This window comes from Pleomorphovibrio marinus, assembly GCF_003347495.1.
Taxonomy (GTDB): Bacteria; Bacteroidota; Bacteroidia; order Cytophagales; family Cyclobacteriaceae; genus Pleomorphovibrio; species Pleomorphovibrio marinus.
In genome coordinates, this window is record NZ_QCXY01000005.1 from 258,927 (window position 1) to 282,255 (window position 23,329).

The 23,329-nt window shown below is 35.2% G+C and carries 18 protein-coding genes; 2 read left to right on the forward strand and 16 right to left on the reverse strand.

Going from position 1 to position 23,329, the window contains the following annotated elements; all coding sequences use genetic code 11:
- Positions 1-155 precede the first annotated feature (155 nt).
- From DB520_RS14795 to DB520_RS14830, 7 genes are all read right to left on the reverse strand, one after another.
- Entirely contained in the window at positions 156-383 is a 228-nt protein-coding gene (locus DB520_RS14795) for a hypothetical protein (RefSeq protein ID WP_114750489.1), read from the reverse strand.
- 526 nt (positions 384-909) lie between these two features.
- On the reverse strand, positions 910-1,239 hold the full coding sequence (locus DB520_RS14805; protein ID WP_114750490.1) for a hypothetical protein: 330 nt from the start codon (positions 1,237-1,239) through the stop codon (positions 910-912).
- 1 nt (position 1,240) lies between these two features.
- On the reverse strand, positions 1,241-1,708 hold the full coding sequence (locus DB520_RS14810; protein WP_157972097.1) for a hypothetical protein: 468 nt from the start codon (positions 1,706-1,708) through the stop codon (positions 1,241-1,243).
- The gene (locus DB520_RS14815; protein ID WP_114750492.1) at positions 1,701-2,501 is read right to left on the reverse strand and encodes a hypothetical protein; all 801 of its coding nucleotides are present in this window, start codon (positions 2,499-2,501) and stop codon (positions 1,701-1,703) included. Before DB520_RS14815 ends, DB520_RS14810 begins: the two co-directional genes overlap by 8 nt.
- Positions 2,502-2,648: 147 nt before the next feature.
- Entirely contained in the window at positions 2,649-3,515 is an 867-nt protein-coding gene (locus DB520_RS14820) for a hypothetical protein (protein WP_114750493.1), read from the reverse strand.
- Positions 3,516-3,527: 12 nt separating this feature from the next.
- On the reverse strand, positions 3,528-4,226 hold the full coding sequence (locus tag DB520_RS14825) for a hypothetical protein (RefSeq protein WP_114750494.1): 699 nt from the start codon (positions 4,224-4,226) through the stop codon (positions 3,528-3,530).
- A gap of 5 nt (positions 4,227-4,231) precedes the next feature.
- A complete protein-coding gene (locus DB520_RS14830) occupies positions 4,232-7,768 on the reverse strand; it encodes a DUF7149 domain-containing protein (protein ID WP_114750495.1) in 3,537 nt (1,178 codons plus the stop codon).
- A 300-nt stretch (positions 7,769-8,068) separates the two neighbouring features.
- Here DB520_RS14830 and DB520_RS14835 point away from each other — a divergent pair, with 300 nt between their 5' ends.
- Positions 8,069-8,269, forward strand: a complete 201-nt coding sequence (locus DB520_RS14835; RefSeq protein WP_114750496.1) for a hypothetical protein — start codon at positions 8,069-8,071, stop codon at positions 8,267-8,269.
- Positions 8,270-8,595: 326 nt separating this feature from the next.
- Here the strand turns inward: DB520_RS14835 and DB520_RS14840 are convergent, their stop codons facing one another.
- The 4 genes from DB520_RS14840 to DB520_RS14860 form a co-directional block, all read right to left on the reverse strand.
- Positions 8,596-9,192: a hypothetical protein gene (locus DB520_RS14840; protein ID WP_114750497.1), complete on the reverse strand. Its 597-nt coding sequence runs from the start codon at positions 9,190-9,192 to the stop codon at positions 8,596-8,598.
- A gap of 738 nt (positions 9,193-9,930) precedes the next feature.
- Complete coding sequence (locus DB520_RS27050) at positions 9,931-10,110, reverse strand: hypothetical protein (protein ID WP_198675357.1); 180 nt, start codon at positions 10,108-10,110, stop codon at positions 9,931-9,933.
- Between the two features lie 228 nt (positions 10,111-10,338).
- The gene (locus tag DB520_RS14855) at positions 10,339-14,043 is read right to left on the reverse strand and encodes a PIN domain-containing protein (protein WP_157972098.1); all 3,705 of its coding nucleotides are present in this window, start codon (positions 14,041-14,043) and stop codon (positions 10,339-10,341) included.
- Positions 14,044-14,276: 233 nt separating this feature from the next.
- On the reverse strand, positions 14,277-14,639 hold the full coding sequence (locus DB520_RS14860) for a group II intron maturase-specific domain-containing protein (RefSeq protein ID WP_114750501.1): 363 nt from the start codon (positions 14,637-14,639) through the stop codon (positions 14,277-14,279).
- Between the two features lie 312 nt (positions 14,640-14,951).
- Between DB520_RS14860 and DB520_RS26710 the strand changes: the two genes are divergently transcribed.
- Positions 14,952-15,233, forward strand: coding sequence for a hypothetical protein (locus DB520_RS26710; RefSeq protein ID WP_157972099.1), 282 nt, complete (start codon positions 14,952-14,954; stop codon positions 15,231-15,233).
- Positions 15,234-15,393: 160 nt separating this feature from the next.
- On the opposite strand, the gene DB520_RS14865 is transcribed toward DB520_RS26710, so the two are convergent.
- The 5 genes from DB520_RS14865 to DB520_RS14890 form a co-directional block, all read right to left on the reverse strand.
- On the reverse strand, positions 15,394-15,849 hold the full coding sequence (locus tag DB520_RS14865) for a GNAT family N-acetyltransferase (RefSeq protein WP_114750502.1): 456 nt from the start codon (positions 15,847-15,849) through the stop codon (positions 15,394-15,396).
- Positions 15,850-16,031: 182 nt separating this feature from the next.
- The gene (locus DB520_RS14875; protein ID WP_114750504.1) at positions 16,032-19,283 is read right to left on the reverse strand and encodes an SNF2-related protein; all 3,252 of its coding nucleotides are present in this window, start codon (positions 19,281-19,283) and stop codon (positions 16,032-16,034) included.
- Complete coding sequence (locus DB520_RS14880; RefSeq protein WP_114750505.1) at positions 19,276-20,721, reverse strand: EH signature domain-containing protein; 1,446 nt, start codon at positions 20,719-20,721, stop codon at positions 19,276-19,278. The genes DB520_RS14875 and DB520_RS14880 overlap by 8 nt, the downstream gene beginning before the upstream one ends.
- Positions 20,714-21,415: an OmpA family protein gene (locus DB520_RS14885; RefSeq protein ID WP_114750506.1), complete on the reverse strand. Its 702-nt coding sequence runs from the start codon at positions 21,413-21,415 to the stop codon at positions 20,714-20,716. The genes DB520_RS14880 and DB520_RS14885 overlap by 8 nt, the downstream gene beginning before the upstream one ends.
- Positions 21,415-23,217 carry a MotA/TolQ/ExbB proton channel family protein gene (locus tag DB520_RS14890; protein ID WP_114750507.1) on the reverse strand — a complete coding sequence of 601 codons (1,803 nt, stop codon included), beginning with the start codon at positions 23,215-23,217 and terminating at the stop codon, positions 21,415-21,417. The genes DB520_RS14885 and DB520_RS14890 overlap by 1 nt, the downstream gene beginning before the upstream one ends.
- Positions 23,218-23,329: the final 112 nt, after the last annotated feature.

A 23,329-nucleotide genomic window follows, 5' to 3' on the forward strand; every position in this document is an offset into this window, starting at 1 on the left:
TTCCCCCGAAGCGAGTTCGGGGCAGGCTATATGGCCTTTAAAAAACAAATTATAATCATATGAAATAAATAATTGTGTTGAATCCGGAATTGCAAATAAAGTACTCTTCTTCTTGTCTTTTGCTCTTAGGTATTCGATAAATAAACTCGTGTCAACTACCATTTCTCAGGTTTCCAGGAAGAATTAAATAGCTCTTGATTCACCCGAAATGAATCTATATCTGAATCTGACCAGGTAGTAACCCCAAGAATCTTTTTCTTATAAGCTGATAGAGAATTACCTTTTTTCTCCCGCTGTTTTTGAAGAAGAAAATCCAGGAAATCATTGACCTCTTTCCTCCCGCTTTTGTCCAGCAAACTGTATTTTAATACTATATCGGTCATGTTCAATTCTTATCAAGGTAAAGATAGCAATTCATATATCAATTCTATTTGGTTGTAAGCAGCCCTCTCATTACATTTCCTACGACGTTTTGCGTGTCGAGTAGGCAAGGGGAGTTTCACCCCAAGCCTCTCACAGAACCGTACATGACAGTCTCCCGTCATACGGCTCTTGTTATACAGAACTTTCGCTAACAAGAGTAACCCACCTGCCAGTGGTAGAATATGTCAGGGAATTGCACCCCTTACCCTGTCCAGCCACCTGAATGCCCGGTTAAGGCTAGTCTTGTATCGCTTGTACCGTTTTCTTGCCCACCTTACTAAACGGCTCCTTAATAACTGAAAAACCTTGGAGAGTTCATAGCCTCTGAATCAGTATTCATCACCGTATACTTACCTTTACGGCTTTTGACAAAGTGTGGCATTTTACCGACACCTCTTCAGCGGTTACGGTCAGTTCGTCTCCTCTACACCTACCTGATCTCACTTTTGGTGAAATCTTTTCCCAAACGCTCAGTACCATGGCTCTTTACCAATGCACCTTTGGGTGGTTTGAAGCCCCTCCTGTAAGGCGACTCCGATGGGTCGGTTCCATCATCCCATTTACAGCATGCAGTGAAATTAACATTGCCGATTCACTGCTTCTCGGCACATTAGCGTAGTGCGGGATTTCGGAGTATTTAAGTCCGCTTACCGCACCCGCTATTGCCACATACATGCTGTTAGCGTTTCGTTGTTCTTTCTTTCGTCCTGATTGTCTGTCTGTTGTGCGATGGGACAAATACTCTCTTTGCCAAGTTTTGGCTTGCGGGTCGGCTGGTGCGACTTGGCAATGTGTGTGGCTGTGAAGCGTTGGCATATTATTGTCTTTTAGCACTTTGTATTACAAATTTCGAAAACATTTTCAAGAGGTCTAAAAAGAGCCAAATTGACCAAAACGTTAAAAACCAAATTAGTCCACTTAAAAGCGTTTTAAAGCTAATGGATGTATTTAGTAATGACCATTCTTTGATTTGAGCTGGTTCGATTAATGAGTAAATCAGAATCAAAAATATTGCAGAAGCAAAGGTCAGGGTTGATTTTTCAAACTTACCTACTAATTGATGAAGCAAAGATTTTGAATTATCATCTGGAGCTTCCTTTTTGTACAAATCCTTTGAGAAGTTCGATGTTGCTATAATTGATAAAGCAGTTATTGTAAAACCCGTTGTAACTGACAAAAAGGTCAAAATATGTCCAAAAGTTACAGAATTATCAAAATGCAAATAGGTTGATAAGAGAAAAATTACTCCTATTGAGAAAATATATTTTGATATATTCTTAGCCATTTGCATTTAATTCTTCTTCGATTTTAGCAATGATTCGACTGAAAACATCACTTGGGTTAAACATTTCATTTTCATCAACAGGTGCTTCAATATCAATCTTTCTCGTGAATAGGTTATTATTAAAAAACATTCCTATATTTTTCTCATCTCTTCCTGCAATCATTATTCCATTGAAACTTTCACGGTTTTTGAAAATGCTTTTGATTTTAGTCTGTAAATCATCTCCAATAAACGTGTCTTTATATTTCAAGTGTAAAATTGCTTCATATGCACCATACATTTCGTCAATTAACGCCTTCGAAACTGAATTTGATTGACTGAATAGACTTGGTGCTGCACTAAGTTTGATTTGGTCAAGGGTCTTTAATCCTTCAATAAATTTTTCTTCATCATAAACATCCTTTAATACTATCTTTTTGTTTTTGAACAGCTTTTGGAAATAGTCAATCAAAAGAGATTTTTTCTTTGTATTACTGAGCCATAAATAACTTGAAGTTAGGTCAAATACCGCAAAATACTCTTTTGGTTCAATTTGGTCTGAATCTCTTGGATTTGGCTCAAATTCTTGTTTAGTCTTATTATAAACATTTGGATTACGAGGCATTGCAGACCCATCAGAAAAATTTATTTTCAGATAGTTATTTTCATAATCCATTTCAAAAATATGGACACGATTACCACTGACTTCATCAAACTTTCCCGATTGAACAACTTCTTTGAAGCTGTCAATATCAATCTTGAAGTCATTGATGTAACAGACTATTCCGCTAAATGTCAGTGTCTTTTTGTCCATATTTACTTTTTAGGTGGTGTACGTTTATGCGGTGTAACTGGAACAGTTTTAGGTCCTGGCTTTGGAGCATCAGGATTTTTTCTTGGTGTCGGTGATGGTGTTGACCTTTTGTGAGGTTTAACAGGAACTTTTTTGGTTGCCATAATTTTAAATTTTAGATTGTTTACTGATATTGTGAATGTAAGATTTTAAGTCCGTGTCGTCATAAAAAACTCTTTTCTCAAAGTTCTTTTTTATCCTTAAAAGTTTGTCAAGGTTGATGTTTGCAATTCGTAAAATCAGCTTCTTGGTTTCCTTTACTTTGTCTTTCTTAACAGTCATAAAGTCAAGATGAATGAAATAGCTTTCGTAAGTGCTGTATAATGCCAAGAAGTAAACAAATGGTATGAATAAAACTGTGATTGTGCTTGGTAGTAGGAATGAAACAAGATTTTGAAAAGTCAAAACATCATCAAAGTTTACAATGGTTTTGTAAAGTGAATAAGAGAAAATTGAAAGTCCTGCTATTGCGATAACATTTTGCAAAAACTTTGAAACAACTTTATGCTTTTCGTCCATTTCAGCAACTGCTTGCGTCATTGCTAAGAAAACCAAAATAGGCAAAATGATTATTTCCTTAAACAAACTAAAACTGTAAAGATTTACGATAAATTCAAGACCTATTGTCCATTTGATTGCTGACAAGAAAATGCCTTTAAAATATGCGTTGCTTTTGGCTTCATTGATTTTAAAAACCAAGATTAAACCAACTGAGAAAAGCCAAAACAAAACATCTTTCAAGTTTGAAGTTTGCCATACTTCAAGGTTTTTAAGAAGTAATATTGTGCCGTATAAATATGCTCCGATTAGTGAGAAAATAATCAAGAACATTTTACTTGTTAGGATTTTGAAAATTGGAACAAGTGATTTTCTTAGTTTGGAAAGTAATACAACCAATACAATAACAGCAATCCAAAGAAGTAATGCTATTTCTCTGTTGTTAAATATCGCTTCTATGTCAGTCCAAAAATTCATTGTTTATGTTCCCTATATAATAGTTTCACCATTTACCCAAGTCGTTAGCCCGTCAATTAGGCTATCGGTCAATTCTAAATCAGAATTATAAATTGGGTCAATATTTTCAATATCAAATGCTTCCCACTTCTTCCAAAAATCAGAAACTATGTTATACAATTTAGAGTCTTTTTCAATTAAATATTTGTGGTGTTCTGTGTAGTCGTTTTCCTTTATATGGTCTGCAAGAATTGAAAATAGGCAGCCTATAAATAGGTTAATGGATTGCGAATTGTAGAAACCTAAAAATTTCAGTTTTATTTTTTTAATGTCGGCAATTGATGTTTTGAGTTCAAGACCGTTTTTAAGAAATTCCTTAGGACTGTATCCCATTTCTAAATATTTTGGATACATTTTATAGTGGTCGCAACAATTGCCAATGTAGTCGCATAGAAATTTGTTTAGAAATTTACTCAGTTTCTTATCGCTTTGAGTGCTTAAAAAAATATGGTTGCCTATGCTATAATTAAAGCGGTTAAGCCAAATATGTAAAAGTTCGTGTGCAATTGATTCAGAATTTACAATTTTCGGATTGTAGTAGATTGTTACAGTTTTACTTTTCTGAAAAACTTCGCAATAGTCTATGTCTTTAATTTCAAACGAAATATCAAAATCTGTTTGTAAATCATTGAGTAATTCTAATGTCTTTTCATCTATTTTTTTTGGAATCATTATCACTAACTATTTTCAATGATTTTAATTTCTTCTTCCGTCAACTCGTAAAGTTGGTAAACCAATTGGTCTATTTGGTTTTCTGCATTTTCGTTGGTTTCTCTTTGTTGCAAAAGCATTTTTGATTTTTCAATTAATGCATTGTCAATTCTACAAGGTAGCGTTTCAACGTAATGTGCTGGAAATTGGGCAAACGCCTTATTTTCGCCTGTGGTTAATGATTTATGAATAAAGTCAAACAATTTCGAGTTAAGTTGAAGAAGAATTAACGGAAGAAGTTTTGCATCGTTTGGAATGATTAGATACAGATTTTTCAAGGCAATATATTTGTTGAAGTCTGCACAAGCAATAATTGAGTTTCCTGTTCTTCGCATTAGAATTTTATCACGCAAATAATAGTCAATGTTCGCATTGCTTTTTAGCTCTTTAGGAACAAACTTTACATAAGAACCACTGTATTTGTAAGAGTATCTGTGAATGTCTTTACCAAGCAAGATTTCTTTCCATAAATCATCGTGCTTCGTGATAGAAATATAATCATCATTTCTTCTTGTTTCAACGCCACGATAAACGAAACAGTGATTTTTAATATTCTCTGAGGATTTGATAATTCTGCTTACGAAATCTGGTAACTGTAATTCAAAAAACGGATTTACTCCAAATTCAAATTCTCTATTAACTTCTACGAATTTATTTCCATCTGCAAATTCTTTGAGAATAGGTTTTTGAGCCGTTTTTTCATTTTCGGAAATAAGAATTACAGTTTCAACGATAACTTCAAAAGCGTTGTCTTTTAAGTTTATTAACTCTGTGTTATTAAGATTTTGAACAAATGCTCTCAACTTTGTAAAGTATTTTCCATTTAACCAAGAGTTAGGAATGATGTATGAAAATTGTCCTTTGTTTTTCAAAAGTTTACTCAACGCTAATTCGATAAACAAAGCATAAGTATTCGGATTGTATTCTGCTGTTGTGTAATTTTGATTGAAAAAATCTAAATAATTATTTCCAAAAGTTGATTTTAAAATAACAACATAAGGCGGATTTCCAATAACAACATCAAAGCCCACAAAATCGCCATCATCATTTAGCACTTCGGGAAATTCAAAACGCCATTCAAAAGCATTTTCAAAAATCTTGTTGGCTTTTATTTCTTCAATTTCTGTTTCAATCTTTTTGGTTTCTTCGGTCAGTTGTTGCACTTTTTTGTTCCAATCAGCTTTTTCCTTTTTGCTCATTTCAAAAAGTTGTTGCTGGTTGGTCATTTGGAAAAGTTCGCCTGAAAGTTTTCGCAGTTTCTTTACTTTCGGGTCGTTCAATGATATTTCACTTCTGAAATCTGATTTAATGTCGGCAATCAACCGTTCCATTTCTCTTTTTTGTTCCTTGCTTTCAGCATTTCGGTAAGTGTCAACGGCTATTCGGTAGCTGTCGATTGTCCACTTGCTTTTTTTCAAGGCTTGTTTAAGGTCGGCATCAATGGCAAAACGACTTACCAACGAGTTCCCACATTTTATGTTGATGTCAATATTGGGAAGCGTTTCTAATTCAGTGGTGTTTTTGTAGTAAGCATTTTTCAAAAGCTCTATCCACAAACGCAAACGGCAAATCTTTACTGAATTGGGATTGATGTCCACACCAAAAAGGCAGTTTTCAATGATGGTTTGCTTTTCGTGGAAAAGTGTTTCTTGTATGCGTTGGCTTTCTTTGTTGTTTGGATTGTAATCGAATAGTTCCCCTTCTTCGTCTGTTACAATCAATTCATCATTGACCACTTCCACCTGATATTCTTTGAGGCGTTTGCCGTCACGGTCCTGCAGAATTTTCAAGTCATTTTTAACCGCAATCATTTCATTGAGGGCGGAAACTAAAAAGTGTCCTGAACCAACGGCAGGGTCGCAAATTTTGATACTGTTTAAAATTGCATTGGCTTCTTTTGTGTCAACAATTTTATTGTAAAGTTCATTTAGGTCTTGGCATTTCCAATTTTTGGTTTCATTGAATTTCTGCACAACGGCTTTGCGAATGGTTTCACGGCACATATACATTGTGATGAAACCTGGAGTAAAAAATGAACCATCTTTGTAACCGTTGATTTTCTCGAAAATCAATCCGAGAACCGAAGCGTTTATCAGTGTTTTATTGTCTTCCTGAATTTCTTCTGAGCCTTCACTGCTAAAGTCGTATGCGTTCAAAAATTCAAAGAGATATTCAAGCGTTGAAAGTTTTCCTGTTCTTTTCTTCCCTTGGTCGTTTTTTAAAACCGTAGACGAGGTAATTGGAATGGTCTTATCATCTTTCAGGTTGCTGATAAACAAAGTGGAATGCTCAATATCAGTCGGTTCAAAAAGGGAAGAGTTTAGATAAGGAACTTTCTCAAAAATTTCCTTTACGTCTGGGTTTCTTTCATCATACTTGCGTGCCAATACCTGAAAAAACAAGCTGTTTAGGTCGTCATAGTTTTTGATTTTGTCAAGGTTGAGAAACGAATATGATTTGTCACCCTTGTGATAGGTGATGAGTTGGGCTTCCAACAACTTCAAAAACAAAATACGGTTTATCCAAGTGATGGTCAATTCAAGGGCAACATTGAAAAGTCGTTCTTGTTGGGTATTTCCAAACTGGGCTGGTCGGTCTAATCGACTGATTTTATCTAAACTGTCAAGTTGAATGATGGCATCTTCTAAAATGCTTCCTGTATTTCGTTCACCTTCTTTATTCCGTTCAATGAGTTTTTTGCTTCCTTCTTTGGTTTCTGTCAAACCGATAATGTGCAACAACTCACTGTAAAAGCGTTTGTCAAGGCTGTTGCTATCATTGGTGAAAGGAAGTTTTAAAAGATGTTCAGGAGAAAGTAACTTGAAAAGTGCAATCAGTTTATTGTCGTCCGCTTTGTCTTCATTTCGCAATGGCTTTTGATAATCCTGTAAATTGAAGTAGGTAAACTCAATTTCAGTTGTGATTCCTGCAATAAGCGGTTCTGCAATCTGCTTATAGAAAAAATCTGTTTTGGTGTCTGCCAAACGTCCGCTTTCAAAGTCATTGAATTGCTTTACAAGAATTTTGTTTTGGGCAAAAAGTCTGTCAAAGGTGATAGCATCAAAAATGAACCATTCATTGATGTTGGTAATAACCAAATGCTTTACTTCAAGGTTTTTATGTGTAATTCGTTCTCTAAGGTAATAAAGCACCAATTCTTGAAAAGCTTTTGTATTCAGCTTTTCAGCGGTCACCATTTCGCTTTTGTTGGTCGGCTTTTTTGCTTCGAGAATTACGCCAACCGAACTTTTTGCCTTGTCTCCGTTGTGAATTACAAGGTCGTTCCGTCCTTTTGTGTTTATGAAATGGTTTGGGTCGTAGTATGTCTTTTTCAGAAAGTCAATGACAAGGTTTTTATGGAATTCTTCTGATTCCGTGTCATTTGTCCTGTCGAGCAACTGGATAAGATTAGTCTTGAAACTCTCAATTTCAGTCCTGTTCGGTTTTACTTTTAAAAAGGCTTTGTTCAGGGTCTTTCTTGGTTTCAATCTGTTTATCTTCATTTACTCTATGTCTTTCTTTTCAGTCGGTTAATTTAGTTTTTTCTGTTCGTTTTTCTGTCCGAGCGTTGGCAAAAAATGGCTCTTTTGGTTTTTTCAGCTTTGGGCTGTGTGTTGGCAAAAACCAAATGTGCCATTTGTGCGGTTGGCTTTTCTACAATGAACGCTAATCGGGTTAGGCGAGGGAATCTCACCTCACACAGCCTGCCCCGTTTTTACGAGGGCTCCTCATGCCTGCCTGTTCGGCAGACAGGTTTATAAATCGCTTGGTTCTAAATGTACCTAAGGTTGAACCAATTTCCAATGCTCAAACAGCCCCGGGGAGGCTTTGTACTGGTGCTTCAGCCATCTGACTGCTGCCATTTTATTCAACCCCTTTTCCCATTTGAGCAAACGATGGATGAGTGGATTACACACTTCACGCATGGGCTCTCCTCTCAGCTTGTGGTAGTAGTTGAGCAGTCCACTGACAATGGGATTGAGACGATGAGCAGTCTACTTTAAGGGCATGCGCCACTTATGGGATGGGCAGTGGCTCAGAGTCCGATTCTGATCACGACTATCACTTTGTCACGCCTGAGATGAGAAGAAAGGGATACGAATCCATGCTTTCCTATTACCTCAAATCCTGCCCGAGTTTGTCATTCAGGCGGGCGCAACCTACAATCCAGTGAACTGGGACTGAGCGTTAAAAAAATGACCCCTTTGGGTCGTTTTAGCGAAGGGCCGGGTTGCATGGAGGGTACGAGACCCGTACCCTCGGTGGTGTGAGAGCCTCAACCTGAGCCATTTGGCTCAGGTCGGGCTCGATTGTAACCAGTTTTTATCATCTAACTATCAATCATGAAGTTACCCTTGCAAATCAATACCACCAAAGCAGCGGTTGCAACTATTATTGGAATAATGAAAGCATGGACCCAAACGTAATATTGACCCCATTTGGACACTTTCTTAAAGCTATTTCCTGCGGCTTCCAGTCTAGCAACAAATAGTTCTGCATTTATTTTAAAATTTTGGTAATCTTCATGTACTTGTTTGGGAATTTCCTCCTCTTTTGATGGGAATTGTTTTTTCTGTTTGAGATCATGTAATTCTAATAGGAGACGCGTTCCTCCACTATAAAAGCTCTTGTCTATTTCCATATTGGTCTGAAATTGTGACCAAATATTTCGTGATTGATACCAGTTTTTAAAAGCAATTATATCTACAAGCCAGTTGACAATTAATTGATACATACTCCAAATGATAAGAACAAATGCGATAAGATCAAATAATGCAGCAGGAAGAGGTACGCCAAGCACTGAAAGGTCGTCTAAGTCAACATTGTAAATTTTAATTAGAAATATGATGGCACCTAATACGTATAATCTCCTGGAGCTTTTGTCTGTTGCTTCAGATATTATATCTGATCCTTGAATTTTAGCCATATATCTTCATTATTAATTAAGGTGATTTTTATTTTCAAATTGGCTACAATCGGGTCAGGCGGGGGAATTTCACCCCTACCTTCCCACAACTTGTCCCGCTTTTCGGGAGAACTCCCGTAAACACGGGACAGGCTGTGCGTGAGACTCTCACCTAACACTGCCTGCCCCGCAAAAATGCGGGGGCTCCTCATACCAACAACCACTTAAAGGTAATGCGCTAATTTAATTAATTAGCGGTGGTCCTGCTTCTTTTCCATAAATCCTCCCCTGAATGAACAAGGTTGTAAATGAAGGCAAAACATGGTATGCTCACCCCTTCGCTCCACTCCCATTTACTCATAAGGCAATAAATTTTATCGGTATTCGTGAATGCTGAGCATTTCAGGAGCTTCAACACTACTACGAAGGAGTCTGCCCCCTACATCTCTTCCACAACTTGTCCCGATTTTCCATCGGGATTCCCTGAAAGTCTGCTTCCTCTTTCGATTTTACAGAGCGGTGTAGAGTTCACTTGCAGGCATTGAAATGGCCTGTACAGTGTTCCTGCCAACTTTACCCCGGATGCGGTGTGGCCTCCCGATAGCTATCGGGATCCGGACGCCCGCCACACTTATCACAGATACAACCGTAACTACCTGTTTTTCACATCTTAATTCGCTTTATCGAGGCTTCATCGTTGGTTCATTTTCATTCAGCTCCAAAGTAATCACCTACAGGAATCGTTGTCCCCGTTTTTCCTTAGCCGTTCACCACATCAGCGTTTCCGCTAAATCCAGCGTAAGGTGGTTTGATGGCTGCCACCTGAGAAATCAGGGCAGGCCCGCAGGCCGCAATCGGAAGGCCTATCCACTGGTTTCCCAGCGGTCTTCCATCCATTTCAAAGCATTCAGCCCCATGGGGCTGATTCAAGTCACACACGGCGGATGGGTATATGAAACGTTTAGCATTTCAAAGCGATTTCCTATCAAACCGTTGCGATGTTTATTAAATGTAACGCCTTAAAATTAGCACTTTCCGCCAAATGTTTTATATACTGTGTTGTATTTTCGTGATTTATTACATCTGTCAAACCGTGTGTTGAGGAGACATGCTCTTTAAGCAAATATGATTGTGTAACTGGTATATGTGTTTGCTTAATGTGCATGGCTATTGTGGGCTTTTTATTCTTAAGGCATTTAAAAGTGCTGATAAAGTAAGATTTAAATAATCTCCTAATAAATGAAATTGCTGTTCAATCCTATTTTTCAAAGAAAAGCTAAATGAAGGATTTGGAAAACTTGAAATCACCATTGCTAGAATATTAGTTGCATCATATTTATACTTTTCCTTTGTCAAAGTTGAATTTAAAGCGAGTTTCTTTAAAAAATCAACGACGATAAAAATATTAAACGAATTGAAATTAACATGCAAAGATAAATTCCGTAATGCGTAATTGTATATATGATTGTATCCTTCTTTAAAATGATTTATATATGTAGAGTACAACAGTTCTGAGTTAACTGTTAAACCAACATATCTAAAAGACAACATAATCTCAAGTATTTCATTCTTTCTATCTGGAAATATATGCTGTAAATAAATTTCGGTTGTAGCCCAGTTATTTACCTTTAACATTCTCTCATATCCAATATCGTCAGTTATTAATACATAATCCTTCCGTTGTGCTAAAAATGCATTGTCTATAACATACTCCATCGTATCAGTTATTTTACCTTCAAGGAACAAGGGTCTAATAACTTCTAATTTCTCTTTTGGATTATCTGATATTGAGTTTTCATGGAACCATTTTTTTAGCTTTTGCAAAAACTCAATCCTTTTATCATGAAAGTCCTCTGGATAAAAATGTGGTACAATCTTGTTATTATACAAACTAACAGACATTTTTGAATTGCGTTGAGATTCTGTTTTTGCAATTAATTTATCTATTTGGATGTATGTATTTTCTGTAACAATAAATTTATCAAACGTTATACCTAGCTTAGACTCAAGTTCAAAGAAGAGCATACCACTGCTGAAATCAATTACTAGTGATTTATTCTTAAATTCGACATTATTAAAATATTTCAAAGGTTTAACTAAAAAACCTTCACTTTGATTCGATATTAAATGATAATAAGCATCAATAAATGAACCATCAAAGTTGGCATTTGCTAATTCAGTAAACGATAAGTTATAGCTTTGATATTTACTAAATATCTCTTCTGCATGCTTCCGCCTTTCAATATCAGTTGCACCAAAATTCTCAATTAAAGTCTTTTCAAAACTTTCCATATCAGTAGAATCAAATTTTAATGACTCTACAGGTAAGTTAGAAAATGAACTATGCGCTTCAGTAAGAATATCATCATATAAGGCAAGATATTTGTTCATAATGCGAAGTATCTTTACATGCTTCAACTTTTTAGACAAAGCTTTCTCGATTGTAAATGTTTCTAGAACAGTTTTACCTAAAGATTTTTGAATAATATCAGATGATTTTGTTTCTTGATTTACATGAATTGTTTCTACTTCACCATCAATTTCAAATTTGACATAACTATCATCGGTTATTTCATCATACTCTTTAAAATAATCTTCTGGCAAATTAGTTGGTAATGAAAAATAATTTAAGCGGGCTAAACTGTCAGACTTATTTAAAGCCTTAACATATAACAATTCCAAAGCAGCATCTATAAATCCAGAATGTAATAGATTACTTACAACAGTTAACGTATTTTCAGTAGACTTAAACCTGAATTGTTTTATTTTATCAATTTCATTTTTTAATTCAGACTTTTTCTCATTTATCGATAATGCAATTATATAGATTGTAAAAAAAGCTTCATCATTTGGTAATTCGGTGAGAGCATATTTCGCAATTTCCTCAAGTTCTTTCCAATCCTTCAAAATTTGTTGAAATTCAATCTCAATCCTTAGTAGATAATCATTATAAGTAAATGAAGTTCTCCATTTCTTTAATAGTCTCAGAAGCTTTAATTGGTTTTGGTTTTTTGTCGCGTCTAAGGTTCTAATGAATAGGAACAAATCTCTTGACTCTTTATCTTCATCTACATAAGTTTCTTGAAATTTTACACATTCCGAAAAGTATTTGTTTTCAAAGTACAATAAAGCAATGAAGAAAAATAATCTCGATTCACCTATAAGTTTATCTTTTACCTTGTTGATTTTTTCAATTTCAATAGGTAAATCTTTTGCATAAAGAGTATCAATCAACAAAAATACTAACTCCTCATATTCTGTCTTAGAGAAACTGACACTTTTTAAAAGTTCCTTCAATTTTTCTTTTTCAATTATATTAGACTTTATAATCGGTATCAAGTATCCACAAGCATTTATAGCATTAAGTTCATCTATGTGGTTTACAAATTTAAAGTACTCTATTACTGTTTCTTCGGTTTGAGGATTTCCCAGTTGACAGAAAGTCTTTAGTGATACTAAATTCTCATCTAATTCCCCTTGAAATTCATTTATATATTTTAATGCATTTGGGATATTATCATGTTTCTGAATTGAATTCGCTACTAACATTGTTCTAAACGCATCCTCCTCTTTAAGCGAATTATAGGCTTCTTTAAGTTTTTCGAGTGTATTTTCTTGAATGTTTACTTCACTTTGGAGCCAATAATAATTAAAGATAATTACATTATAACTTTCATCCAATTCACTAATCTTTATTGCTTCTGAAAGAATTTTTGAAAGCTCCAGAAATTGAATAGATTTTTCATTTTTTTCTAAAAACCCCCAATAAGGTATTTCACAGCTTGTAAAAAATTGTATTGATAAAGAATTTAATATAAAAATCCAATGATGAAGGTTATCATAGTTTATCGAGTCGGGAAATTCATTTGAATATTTCGAAACTCCAAATAAATCAATTAATTCTAACGAATCAACTTTATGAGTTTTAAGATTATTATTAAATACAATTCTTTTGAAGTGGTTTTTATCAAGTACAAGTTGTGGTACAGATTCTTTAATGTAATTCAGAATATTTTCAGACTCTATGGTATTAATAGCCCAACAAAAGGTATTGTAATCATCACTTTTTTCAATTACTTCCTTTAAGTTTTTGTATTTGTCATCCTTTAGGAAATAATATGAAATACAGGCTTTTTCTAAATATGTTTTATTCTCTGGTTCGATCTTATATGCACTAATAAAGTTTTCATATGCTTCATTTGCTGAACCTAATGCTTCAAAGCACACTCCAATAAAGTATTTTAATGTCGCTTGGACTTTATTTGAAACATGTTTTATATTTTCATTTACACGTTTTTCTAGGTCTTGAAGATGGTTTAGTGCCGTTCGAGGTTTTAGACTTTTTATTTCGGCTAGATAACTATTAATTTTTGCTTGATATTCATTTTCAAGTAATGGTACAATATTAACCAGTTGATTTTCTAAAATGTTTAGAATCCGCTCAACATCATTATAAATGTCAAAAATTACTTCTTTGTGAAAAGCTTCAATTTCTAATAATTTAAGTTTTTCATCTTCATTGATGTATTTGTCAAAAATCAGAATAAAGTTGTCTAATTCTGAATCTTTTGGTTTAAGAATATTCGGATTTTTCTCCAATTCCGTTTGAATTGTTTTAGGGTCTATTTTGTAACCCTTGTTTGAGAATAATCTGAATTTTAAAAATTCTTCAATTAAAATTTGTGATTTATAAAAAGCAAACTGTTTCCCTTGGTCTTGTGCAGGATACTTTTCTTGATATTCATCAATGGTTAAGGAAATGATTTTAAATAATCGATTGCTAAAATCTTCTCTATTTGAGAATATTTTATCTAGTCCTTTATTGAATCCATATGCAGCTATTGTTTGAGCTGCGAATATTAAAGCTTCCATATAAATCATCTTGCGCGTTTGACAAAATTTGGCTCTTTTACAAGCTGAAGCATCAGCCTGTGTGTCGGAGCTTGTAAATGTGCCATATGTGCATTGGTATTTGTTGTACGGTCTCTCTCAGCATGAAACACAACGTTGAGTGTCGAGTAGGCAAGGGGAGTTTCCCCCAAGCCTCTCACAGAACCGTACGTGACAGTCTCCCGTCATACGGCTCTTGTTATACAGAACTTTCGCTAACAAGAGTATCCCACCTGCCAGTGGTAGAATAGGTTAGGGAATTGCACCCTTACCCTGTCCAGCCACCTGAATGCCCGGTTAAGGCTAGTTATGTATCGCTTGTACCGTTTTCTTGCCCACCTTACTAAACGGCTCCTTAATAACTGAAAAACCTTAGAGAGTTCATAGCCGCTGAATCTGGCATAATAGTTTACCCAACCCCGAATCATTGGATTCAGGATTTTTGCTATGCTCTTACAACTCATGTTCACTATATCCAACTCCTCCAGCTTGTCAGCTATCCGCTTTCTTGAGCCTATGCTGATAGCACAGTCAAACCCAAGAAACAATTTGCCTTGACTTTCAGGTAGGCTTTCCATACCATTTCCCGACTGATCGGTACTGTTCTTGTCTCATTCCATAAATTCATCCTGTCTTTCAAGTTGGTCGATGTAATGGGACTGTATAACCCTGCCCCTTCACTCCTATCCCGTTACAGGACAATCCTCGTTACTACGGGCAAGTCCGACCCTGAATCAACGCATCGGTATTCCACCTCTAAGTTGTGCTTATCGAATGTTTCCCTTTGACTGCCAGCGAATCCTCCAACGGTAGCCTTTAAGGCAGCCTGTCATCGTTGAACAGGTTCCCGAGTTCCGTAAAAGAGCCCGGATAGAGTTCACGCCGCCTGAATGACGCCTGCCATACGGACAGTAAACAGGTTTCTCCGTATTCATCACCGTATACATACCTTTACGGCTTTTGACAGAGTGTGGCACTTTCTCGACACCTCTTCAGCGGTTACGGTCAGTTCGACTCCTCTACACCTACCTGATCTCACTCTTGGTGAAATCTTTTCCCAAACGCTCAGTACCATGGCTCTTTACCAATGCACCTTTGGGTGGTTTGAAGCCCCCTCCTGTAAGGCGACTCCGTTGGGTCGGTTCCATCATCTCATTTACAGCATGCAGTGAAATTAATATTGCCGATCCACTGCTTCTCGGCACACATATGACTTGTGGCGGATTTCGAAGCTGTTTTCTTTCAACCCATGATAATCTCCAATCGCAGCCGCGAACCCGAATTTACTACTTTCCAGCCATAAGTTATATGCGCTGTTGGCAACAGGCTTTTTTATTCAAAGTGTATTTTCATTCCTTCGTGAGTTGCTTTAAACCCTAAGTCCTCATAGAATTTAATCGCTTTCGGTCGTTTTTTGTCAGACGTTAATTGTAGTAAATGAGCATTCCGTTCTTTTGCTCTATTTATAGCCCATTTAAGCATTGCTTTTCCAATTCCGTGTCCTCTTTGGTCTTTCTTTATTCTTACGGCTTCTATCTGCGCTCCAATTCCACCCCGATAAGCCAGATACTGAATAAAGGACAATTGTAAAGTTCCGATAATTTCAGCATTTTCGTTTTCAACAATAATTAGTTCTTGATTTCCGTCATTACTTATTTTTTCAAAAGCGTTAAGGTATTCGGCTGGTAATGGAACCTGAAAATTTTCTCTGGTTCTTCCAACCTCATCATCAGCAATCATTTCCACAATTATTGAAATATCATTTTTTGTCGCTTTTCTAAATTTCATCTTTTTGTTTAGTTTTTTCAGCTTGTTGCCAAATGATGTTAGCAATTCGCCCTTCTTTTCTTCCCTGTTTTGGTCTGTTAATTTTGTCGGTCGAGGTGTGGTGGCAAAGCAAGCTCTTTTGCAAACTTCGGCTTGAGGGTCGGCATTGTGCGGTTTGCAAATGTGCTTGCTTTTGGGTGGGCTTATATTCTTTGAAGACGCTGTGATTCATGTCTGTTAATGTCTTGGATTGTTACAGGAAAATTTTGTATCAAACTTTCAAGTTTAATTCGGTCAATTTTTTCAACTTCATTAGAGTTTGAAAGTGTCGTTGCAGACGATCCAAAATAATTGTTTGTCAAAACAACCAAATTGAATTTTTCACTAAAGTGGTTTTCATAGTAGTTTTTTGAAGTTACAACTTCTTGGATAGCATCATTACTAACGCTTGATTGACTTTGCTTGGCTTGAATCAAATAATTACCATGTGGACTTAATGCAACTACATCAGCACCTTTATCATTTGCGAATGGAGTTAAGTAAACCTGAAATCCTTGCTTTGTATAAAGGGATGCTACATATGCCTCAAATAACCTTGGATTCAATTTTTCTATTTCTGTGAACGCTAATGGTTTATTATTTCTTTGATTTTGAATATTTCCGAACACATCATCAAATATCTCATCTGGTCGAACCTCACTTTGTTCGGAAGGGAATAGTGTACTTGATGCAAGTGATTTTTTGCGAGACAATAAAACATCTAGAATTTCATCAAATGATTTTTGACGTTCTCCTTTTTCGTTTTGGAAACTTTCAGGGAATACAGCCATTGGATAGTAAACTGTTACATCCCTTGTCTGACCAATTCTATATGCTCTGTCAGTTGCTTGCTCTTCTTTGGCAGGATTCCAATGTCTTGTATAGTGGATGACGTGATTTGCACCAACAACATTAAGCCCAACCCCTGCTGCTAATTGAGACATAATAATTACATTAAAACCATCTTCATTTTGAAAGCGGTCAATTGTCTGCTGTCTAGATAACTTGCTACTGGTTTCTTTTTGTTTTGATGATGGGGTATCTCCGTTGATTATGGATGGCGGAGATATTTTGAATGTTTCATAAATAACTTTTTGAAGCATCTTTTGTGTTTCCTTCCTGTCAGCAAAAATTATAGCCTTTTCAGATTTATACTGAACTTCGTGTAATATTTCAATTAGTATTTGAAGCTTTGCAGAACTATAAATTAGTTCAGACGAATTGAACATATTAATTTGATTATCGACTAAATAGGGATGGTCGGAGATGTCACGAATTGCCCATAATGATTTTAAGATTTGATTACGCCTTTCCACACCTTCCATTTGCTCGTTTTTGGCTAGCTCGATTTCAACAGAATATCTATTCGCTTGAATTTCAGGCATTGTTCTAGGAACAACCCTCAAATTTTTCCTTGGTAAATCTTTTGCAACATCTTGCTTTAAGCGTCTTTTGATAAAAACTCCTATTTGACCTCTTAGTTGTTCTCCTAAAGCATGTATGTCGGTATCTTCATTGCTTAAAGGTTTTTGATAGTTCTTTGCGAAATCTTTAGCATTACCCAACAACCCTGGAACAGAAAAATCCATGATACACCATAAGTCAACCAATGTATTTTCAACTGGTGTTCCTGTCATGGCAATTTTAAAATCCGCCTTTAGTGCCTTTGAAACATTTGTAACTAAAGTTCCTGGTGTTTTAATCTTTTGTGCTTCATCTAATACCACTATCGAATAGTCGACTGCACAAAGATTCATTTGATATGACCTAAGGGATTCATAGTTTGTTAGTATTAATTGTTTACGCTGTAACTCTAAAACTGCGCTTCTTGAAAAGTCTCGATCAATACCTGTTGCACCAAATAGAAATCTTAACTCCAAATTTGTTGGATTAAAGAATCGTTTGTATTCACTTTCCCAATTTTCCAATAATGATACAGGAGCAACAATAAGATATGGTTTGTCATCATTGATATTCTGGGCATGCCACTCTATGAAATAAAGAAGTTGAAGGGTCTTACCCAAACCCATATCATCAGCCAACAAGCATCCATTAAGATTTTCACGAAACAAAGATTGTAGCCATGCCACACCCTCAATTTGATGTTCTTTTAACTCAATTGGAGCTTTAAGATTTTCTATATTAAAAAAACTATGCTGTAAAGATTCTGGATTGGAGTTGTTTTCAATGTATTCTAATAAGTCTGCATTTTCTTTGATAATTAGAACTTCGTCCGAGTTTGTGCTTGATTCCTTTACAATTGGCTCTTTGGGATTTTCAAATTGCTTAGTTGCAATTGAGACGATTTTATCTGCATCATCAACTGAAATTTGTTCATTCTTGTAGGTAAAATGAGTCTTGCCTTCCTTTATCGCAATATTTCTTTCAGTTTCGAATTCAGCTAACTCAACAGGCGTTTTAAAGTGGATTTTTTTATCACCGTTTAGTTTATCCTTTATCACAAACCCCGGAATCCATTCAGATTTATATGGACAGACAAAAGGGTAAAACTTTGGCTTATATATTCCAATTTCCCTTACCCTTTGGCTGAAATATGCTAAGTCGATAATATTGTCATCAAAGTAATTTTCAGGATTTTCTACAATATCCTCTATCAATTCTTGATTTGATATTTTTCTATTGCGTTTTAATCTTGTTAATTCTTCCTTTTGAACTTCATCAATTATCACTCTTGTTGTGCCTCCGTTTTCATCAGCTAAATTATAGGTAGGTTTGATTGTTGGACTTAAATCAAACGCTTTTTCAAGTGATTCTTGTTTTAGCGTGTCAATTTTAGGTTTTAACTCTAAAGTCTCATTTTCAAAGGAAACATCAATTTTGATTTTTTCAGGATGTAGTACATTTTGACTTTGTAAAAAACTGTCTAACATGGTTGCTACATCATCTGAAAGGCTTTTTATGTCTGCAAAGCAAGTTAGATTATGTTGAAATGTTCTTGATGATTCTGGAAGGGAATTGAATGCTTCAATAGCATCAAGGACTTTGAATTGGCTTAATGAAAGTAAATATTGTGTATCGGTATTTTTTAAAACCACACCATCTCTATTGAAAAACAATCTATTTCCATTCGGTACAAAATCAAAGAAGCCATATTTAAACTTAAATGAACCCTGACTTAAAATCCCATCTGCTTCGATAAAGATTACGAATGGATAATCAGACGGAAGACCTAACAGTCTTTTGTCGATTTCATCGAGAGTTAATATGTCTTCAGTTTCTATTTCAACTACTGAATACGTTGTCATTGCAAGACCATTATCAACAAGCTCTTGAATTATTGATAATTGCGACAAATAATCGCTATGGAAATTGTCCCATTCTGAAAACGGTACATTCTCCCCTGTGGAAGATTCCAAGGAAAACAAAAACGTCTTATCAAATTTCCATTTAAACATTAATCCCTGCCTTTCTTTTTAACCAATTTGAAAAAACATCTTCCCATTTCATATCTCCATCATTATGGCTCAATCTTCCTTCATCGGAAAATGAGTGTAAGTGATAACCGCTTCTGTAAACCAACATTGACATACTTCCATCTCGAAAGTTGTCAACTGATGAAACATATTTTGCATCGAAGGAAGGGGCCATTGAATTAGAAGCTTTGTAGGCATAAAATGCATAGCCTGGGTCACTAAATTCAATCATTTTATGTTCGCCAATCAGAAACATAAAAGCTGATACACCTCTGTTGCTGGCAACCGAATGAAAACGCCCGTCAACATATTCTGAAATTCTCTGGTCTGTTTTTAAAATTCGTTTAATATGGCTTGGGCCAAAAACTTTAAATGCGGTTATCTTTTTGCTGTATTGCAACCAAAAGCGTTTTCTTCTATTATCGTTGATACATTTCTCAAAAAACACATTAATAAATTGGCGTGTAACCCATTCATTAAGAACCTCTCTTGCTTTGTTGATTGTTGAAATTTCGGATTGACTAGCATTTTCATATGGTCGCCAAATAGATGTGATTCCTGGGTCTCCAACTAATTTGAATGCAACATCTTTAACTTTATTCTGAAGAATTTCACTTGCTGTTGTGGAGTGGCGAATGATTTTGCTTACTATAAGTTTGTTTGTTCTCGTGGCTTTAGTTGAATTACTGTGTTTTTCAAGTACATAAGAAATATCATCTAAAGCAGTTTCAAGTCGATTTTTGGATTTTTCAAAGTAGCCATTTATAACCCCTGAAAAGTATGGATAGGTTATCCAATGGTCAGGAAGCGATAAAAACTTCGTTGCTTCTGTTATGCTTTTATTCGAAATTGCCAAAGTCGCACCTAAATCTAAGTCTCCTTTATCCTTGTCGAAAAACTTGGCGTTGGTTTTAAGAGATTGAAACAAACTTCTAGAACCTTTATAATTTTCGATTTTGGAAGTCAAAAATTTTGATAGAATGTTAAAAGATTCTTTGTTTGAACTGCCCCAATGGGATAAGTAACAATCAAGTAAACCTGAAATAAATGAATCTCTCCAATTATTATTCAAAAGCAAAAAGCATTGTTGTAAATAATTTGAGTTTTCAAAAATAGAATCTTCTTGATGCTCTTTATAGGTCAAGGCGTAAGTGAGAGTTCTTAACTCACGTTTATCAAACTTGTCATTAAAGCCATTGTACAATTGAGAGATTTTAATGAATTTAAGATATACATCTCGAATCCCTTTAGTCGGTTTTTCATCAATCATTGAGTTCCCAATCTTTTCCGTTATAGCATTCAAGGTTGAAATTCGAGATTGGCAAAGATTGAGAATATGAGTTGGCACAATGTTTTTCCCTTTTTCAGAGAACGAATTCTGTGAAAACCTAAATTCTAATATGTCATTTATATTATTCATTTAGGTTTACTTTTAAAATTTCATCAATCTGTTTTTCCGCATTAGTTCTTATTCTAAACTCTACTCGTCTATTTAGACTCTGACCTAGTTCTGTGTCATTATCCGCTATTGGTTTGCTATAAGAGAGACCATTTGCTGTAAGATTGAGTTGAATCCATGTTTTTTCAGTAGTTTCATAACTAGTGTTTTCTAACACGAAGTTTAATACGCTTCTAGTGCGATTTTGAGAAAGTTCCATATTATGAAAATAGGTTCCCTTATTATCTGTATGTCCTTCAATTCTTATTTCTTCAATGTTATCTTTAAATTTCGGAAGTGTAATAATCTTTACATATCTTGGAAAAAAGTCGCTCAATATTTCTTTAAACTGTGGCTTTACTTCTGATTTGCCAAAGTCAAACTCAACTCTAGGTCCTGAAAATCTTATGAGTAAATCCTTTTCGTCAATAGTAGCATTCCAATCTTTTAAATCCTTTTCAAATTCCTTAATTAGCTCCTTATATATATCTTCTTTTATTGAAGAGTATCTTTCTGCAATAAGTGACTTATTTTCGAATTCATCTTGAAGCCTCAAAAGCGTCGAAGAAAGCAAAAGGACAAATATTAATAGCAATGCAGCCATTAAGTCCCCAATGGAAAGGGCAAATGGATTTTGAGGTTCATCCTCCTGATATGTTGTGGTAACCTTTCTCATTACCTACGATTGTTTTTTATTTCAGCGAGGCTTTCATTTATTTCATCTAGAACTGGATCTAATTTATCAAAGGACTTTCCAAGTGCAGATGCAGTATCTGTTAAAGCTTTTGAATATTTTTCAAGATAACTAGCGGTACTAACTTCAACATTTTCTTGATAGCCTTTCAATCCTTTATCTAGTTCCTCAAATATGTTTTTGAGGCCTTTTTCGATAATTTCAAATTTATTAGCATAATCGCTAGAAAGTCTTTCGGCCTTTTGCAAAGACTTCTGAATTTCTTCTATTGTAGATGCGTTGTTCTTCAAAAATTCATTAGAGTGTTGAGCGAATTTTAATTGAGCTTCTTTGAATGAATTGGATGAGCTTAGAACATTGTCAGTTATTGACTTTAATTGACCTGATGCAGAGTTAAGCTCGCCTTGGACTTTACTGAAACTTGAGACTGTTTCGTTAACCTGTTTAGATAATTCATTCAATCTCTCAATACTGGAGTTAAATGAACCTAGCAATTTTTCAGATACTTGTAAATTCTCGGTTTGCTTTGTCATTAGTACCTCTTGTCCAACCTGTAAGTCGCCAACTTTATCTTTTAATATTTCACCCATTTCCTCAACTTGCTTTCGCATTTGTTCAGTTGATTGCTCAGATTGCAGTAAAGTCTGTTGAGAAATTTGTTGAACGACCTCTTGTAAGCCTTTGAAATTCTGATTTAGGTTATCTGTCATTAACTCCAATTTACTTGGAAAGTCAGTAAGAGAACTGCCTGCTTGTCCGAGCAGAGTAGTTAAATTTTCTAATTCTGATTTTGTCGAACCGCTCATAGAAACCTTAAACTCCTCAATCATTTTAGCCATTGACGTTTCAAGTTCCTTGACTACATTTTGGGTCATTTCAGAAGCTGGGTCTTGAAGTTTAGATCCTAGATTTACTATCTCAGTTTTTAATGATTGAAGTTCAAACATCACTCCTTTGTCTGGGTCATTCAAAATTTTCTCAAACCCTGCTTCAATAAGATTGGCAAGATCTGTTGAGAATGATTGCAATGCAACGGATTGTTTTCTAGTCTCAATGAATATATCTCTAAAAACATTGCCTGGTTTTATGTCATTTCCGTTTTCGTCTTTAAAAATAAAATATTCATTCAGTAATCGTTCCTGTCTTTTTAATTCAATTGTCCGTTCATCTTCTTTTGATATTTTGAATTTTTTGTCAAGTTTGTAACACAGAATATGTATAGAATTATGAAGTGAGTTTACTTGTATTTTTTCAAAAAAAGTAAAAACCAAGGAGAGCAGCATACCATAGATGGAAGAAACAAAGGCAGTTCCCATACCTGATAATAATGTTTCAATACTGTCTTTTATCTGTTCTGTTGAACTTGTCTGGAAATTGGATATTCCATAAGTCAAGCCTATAAACGTTCCAAGAATTCCAAATCCAACAAGTGTTGCAGGTATTGAATTTATTAGTCGGAGGTTGGTGTTTGCTGACAATAAATGCTTTTCATTGAAGTAGTCATACGAAAATTCATCAGTTTTTTTTCCACCATTGAACTCAATAAAAGATTCTTGATAATCTTTCCATACTTGGCTAAATAGCACGTCTTTCTTTATCAAGTCTTCAGAGAATTTTTTGGATAAAGATTCTAATTTTCTCCTTAATCTGCGAGTTACATTCAATAGTCTGAAAACATAGAACAAGAAAATTGCTACAATCACAACAACCCACCAAGCAGTCAGGGTATTACCGTCAAATTGAAAGAGTGATTTATATGGGAAAAGTTTATAAAGAAAATCCATTTATTATTTGTCTTGATGTTACTTAATTGTGTCGGTCGAGCGTTGGCAAAAAATGGCTTTTTGCAAAACTTGGGTTCTGCGTTGGCATGTGCGGTTTTGCAAATGTGCCATT

Bases quoted from the DNA above. Each gene is read 5' to 3' on its own strand.
- DB520_RS14795 (WP_114750489.1), bottom strand. From the start codon at position 383: ATGACCGATATAGTATTAAAATACAGTTTGCTGGACAAAAGCGGGAGG.
- DB520_RS14805 (WP_114750490.1), bottom strand. From the start codon at position 1,239: ATGCCAACGCTTCACAGCCACACACATTGCCAAGTCGCACCAGCCGAC.
- DB520_RS14810 (WP_157972097.1), bottom strand. From the start codon at position 1,708: ATGGCTAAGAATATATCAAAATATATTTTCTCAATAGGAGTAATTTTT.
- DB520_RS14815 (WP_114750492.1), bottom strand. From the start codon at position 2,501: ATGGACAAAAAGACACTGACATTTAGCGGAATAGTCTGTTACATCAAT.
- DB520_RS14820 (WP_114750493.1), bottom strand. From the start codon at position 3,515: ATGAATTTTTGGACTGACATAGAAGCGATATTTAACAACAGAGAAATA.
- DB520_RS14825 (WP_114750494.1), bottom strand. From the start codon at position 4,226: ATGATTCCAAAAAAAATAGATGAAAAGACATTAGAATTACTCAATGAT.
- DB520_RS14830 (WP_114750495.1), bottom strand. From the start codon at position 7,768: ATGAAGATAAACAGATTGAAACCAAGAAAGACCCTGAACAAAGCCTTT.
- DB520_RS14835 (WP_114750496.1), top strand. From the start codon at position 8,069: ATGCTCAAACAGCCCCGGGGAGGCTTTGTACTGGTGCTTCAGCCATCT.
- DB520_RS14840 (WP_114750497.1), bottom strand. From the start codon at position 9,192: ATGGCTAAAATTCAAGGATCAGATATAATATCTGAAGCAACAGACAAA.
- DB520_RS14855 (WP_157972098.1), bottom strand. From the start codon at position 14,043: ATGGAAGCTTTAATATTCGCAGCTCAAACAATAGCTGCATATGGATTC.
- DB520_RS14860 (WP_114750501.1), bottom strand. From the start codon at position 14,639: ATGGAAAGCCTACCTGAAAGTCAAGGCAAATTGTTTCTTGGGTTTGAC.
- DB520_RS26710 (WP_157972099.1), top strand. From the start codon at position 14,952: ATGACGCCTGCCATACGGACAGTAAACAGGTTTCTCCGTATTCATCAC.
- DB520_RS14865 (WP_114750502.1), bottom strand. From the start codon at position 15,849: ATGAAATTTAGAAAAGCGACAAAAAATGATATTTCAATAATTGTGGAA.
- DB520_RS14875 (WP_114750504.1), bottom strand. From the start codon at position 19,283: ATGTTTAAATGGAAATTTGATAAGACGTTTTTGTTTTCCTTGGAATCT.
- DB520_RS14880 (WP_114750505.1), bottom strand. From the start codon at position 20,721: ATGAATAATATAAATGACATATTAGAATTTAGGTTTTCACAGAATTCG.
- DB520_RS14885 (WP_114750506.1), bottom strand. From the start codon at position 21,415: ATGAGAAAGGTTACCACAACATATCAGGAGGATGAACCTCAAAATCCA.
- DB520_RS14890 (WP_114750507.1), bottom strand. From the start codon at position 23,217: ATGGATTTTCTTTATAAACTTTTCCCATATAAATCACTCTTTCAATTT.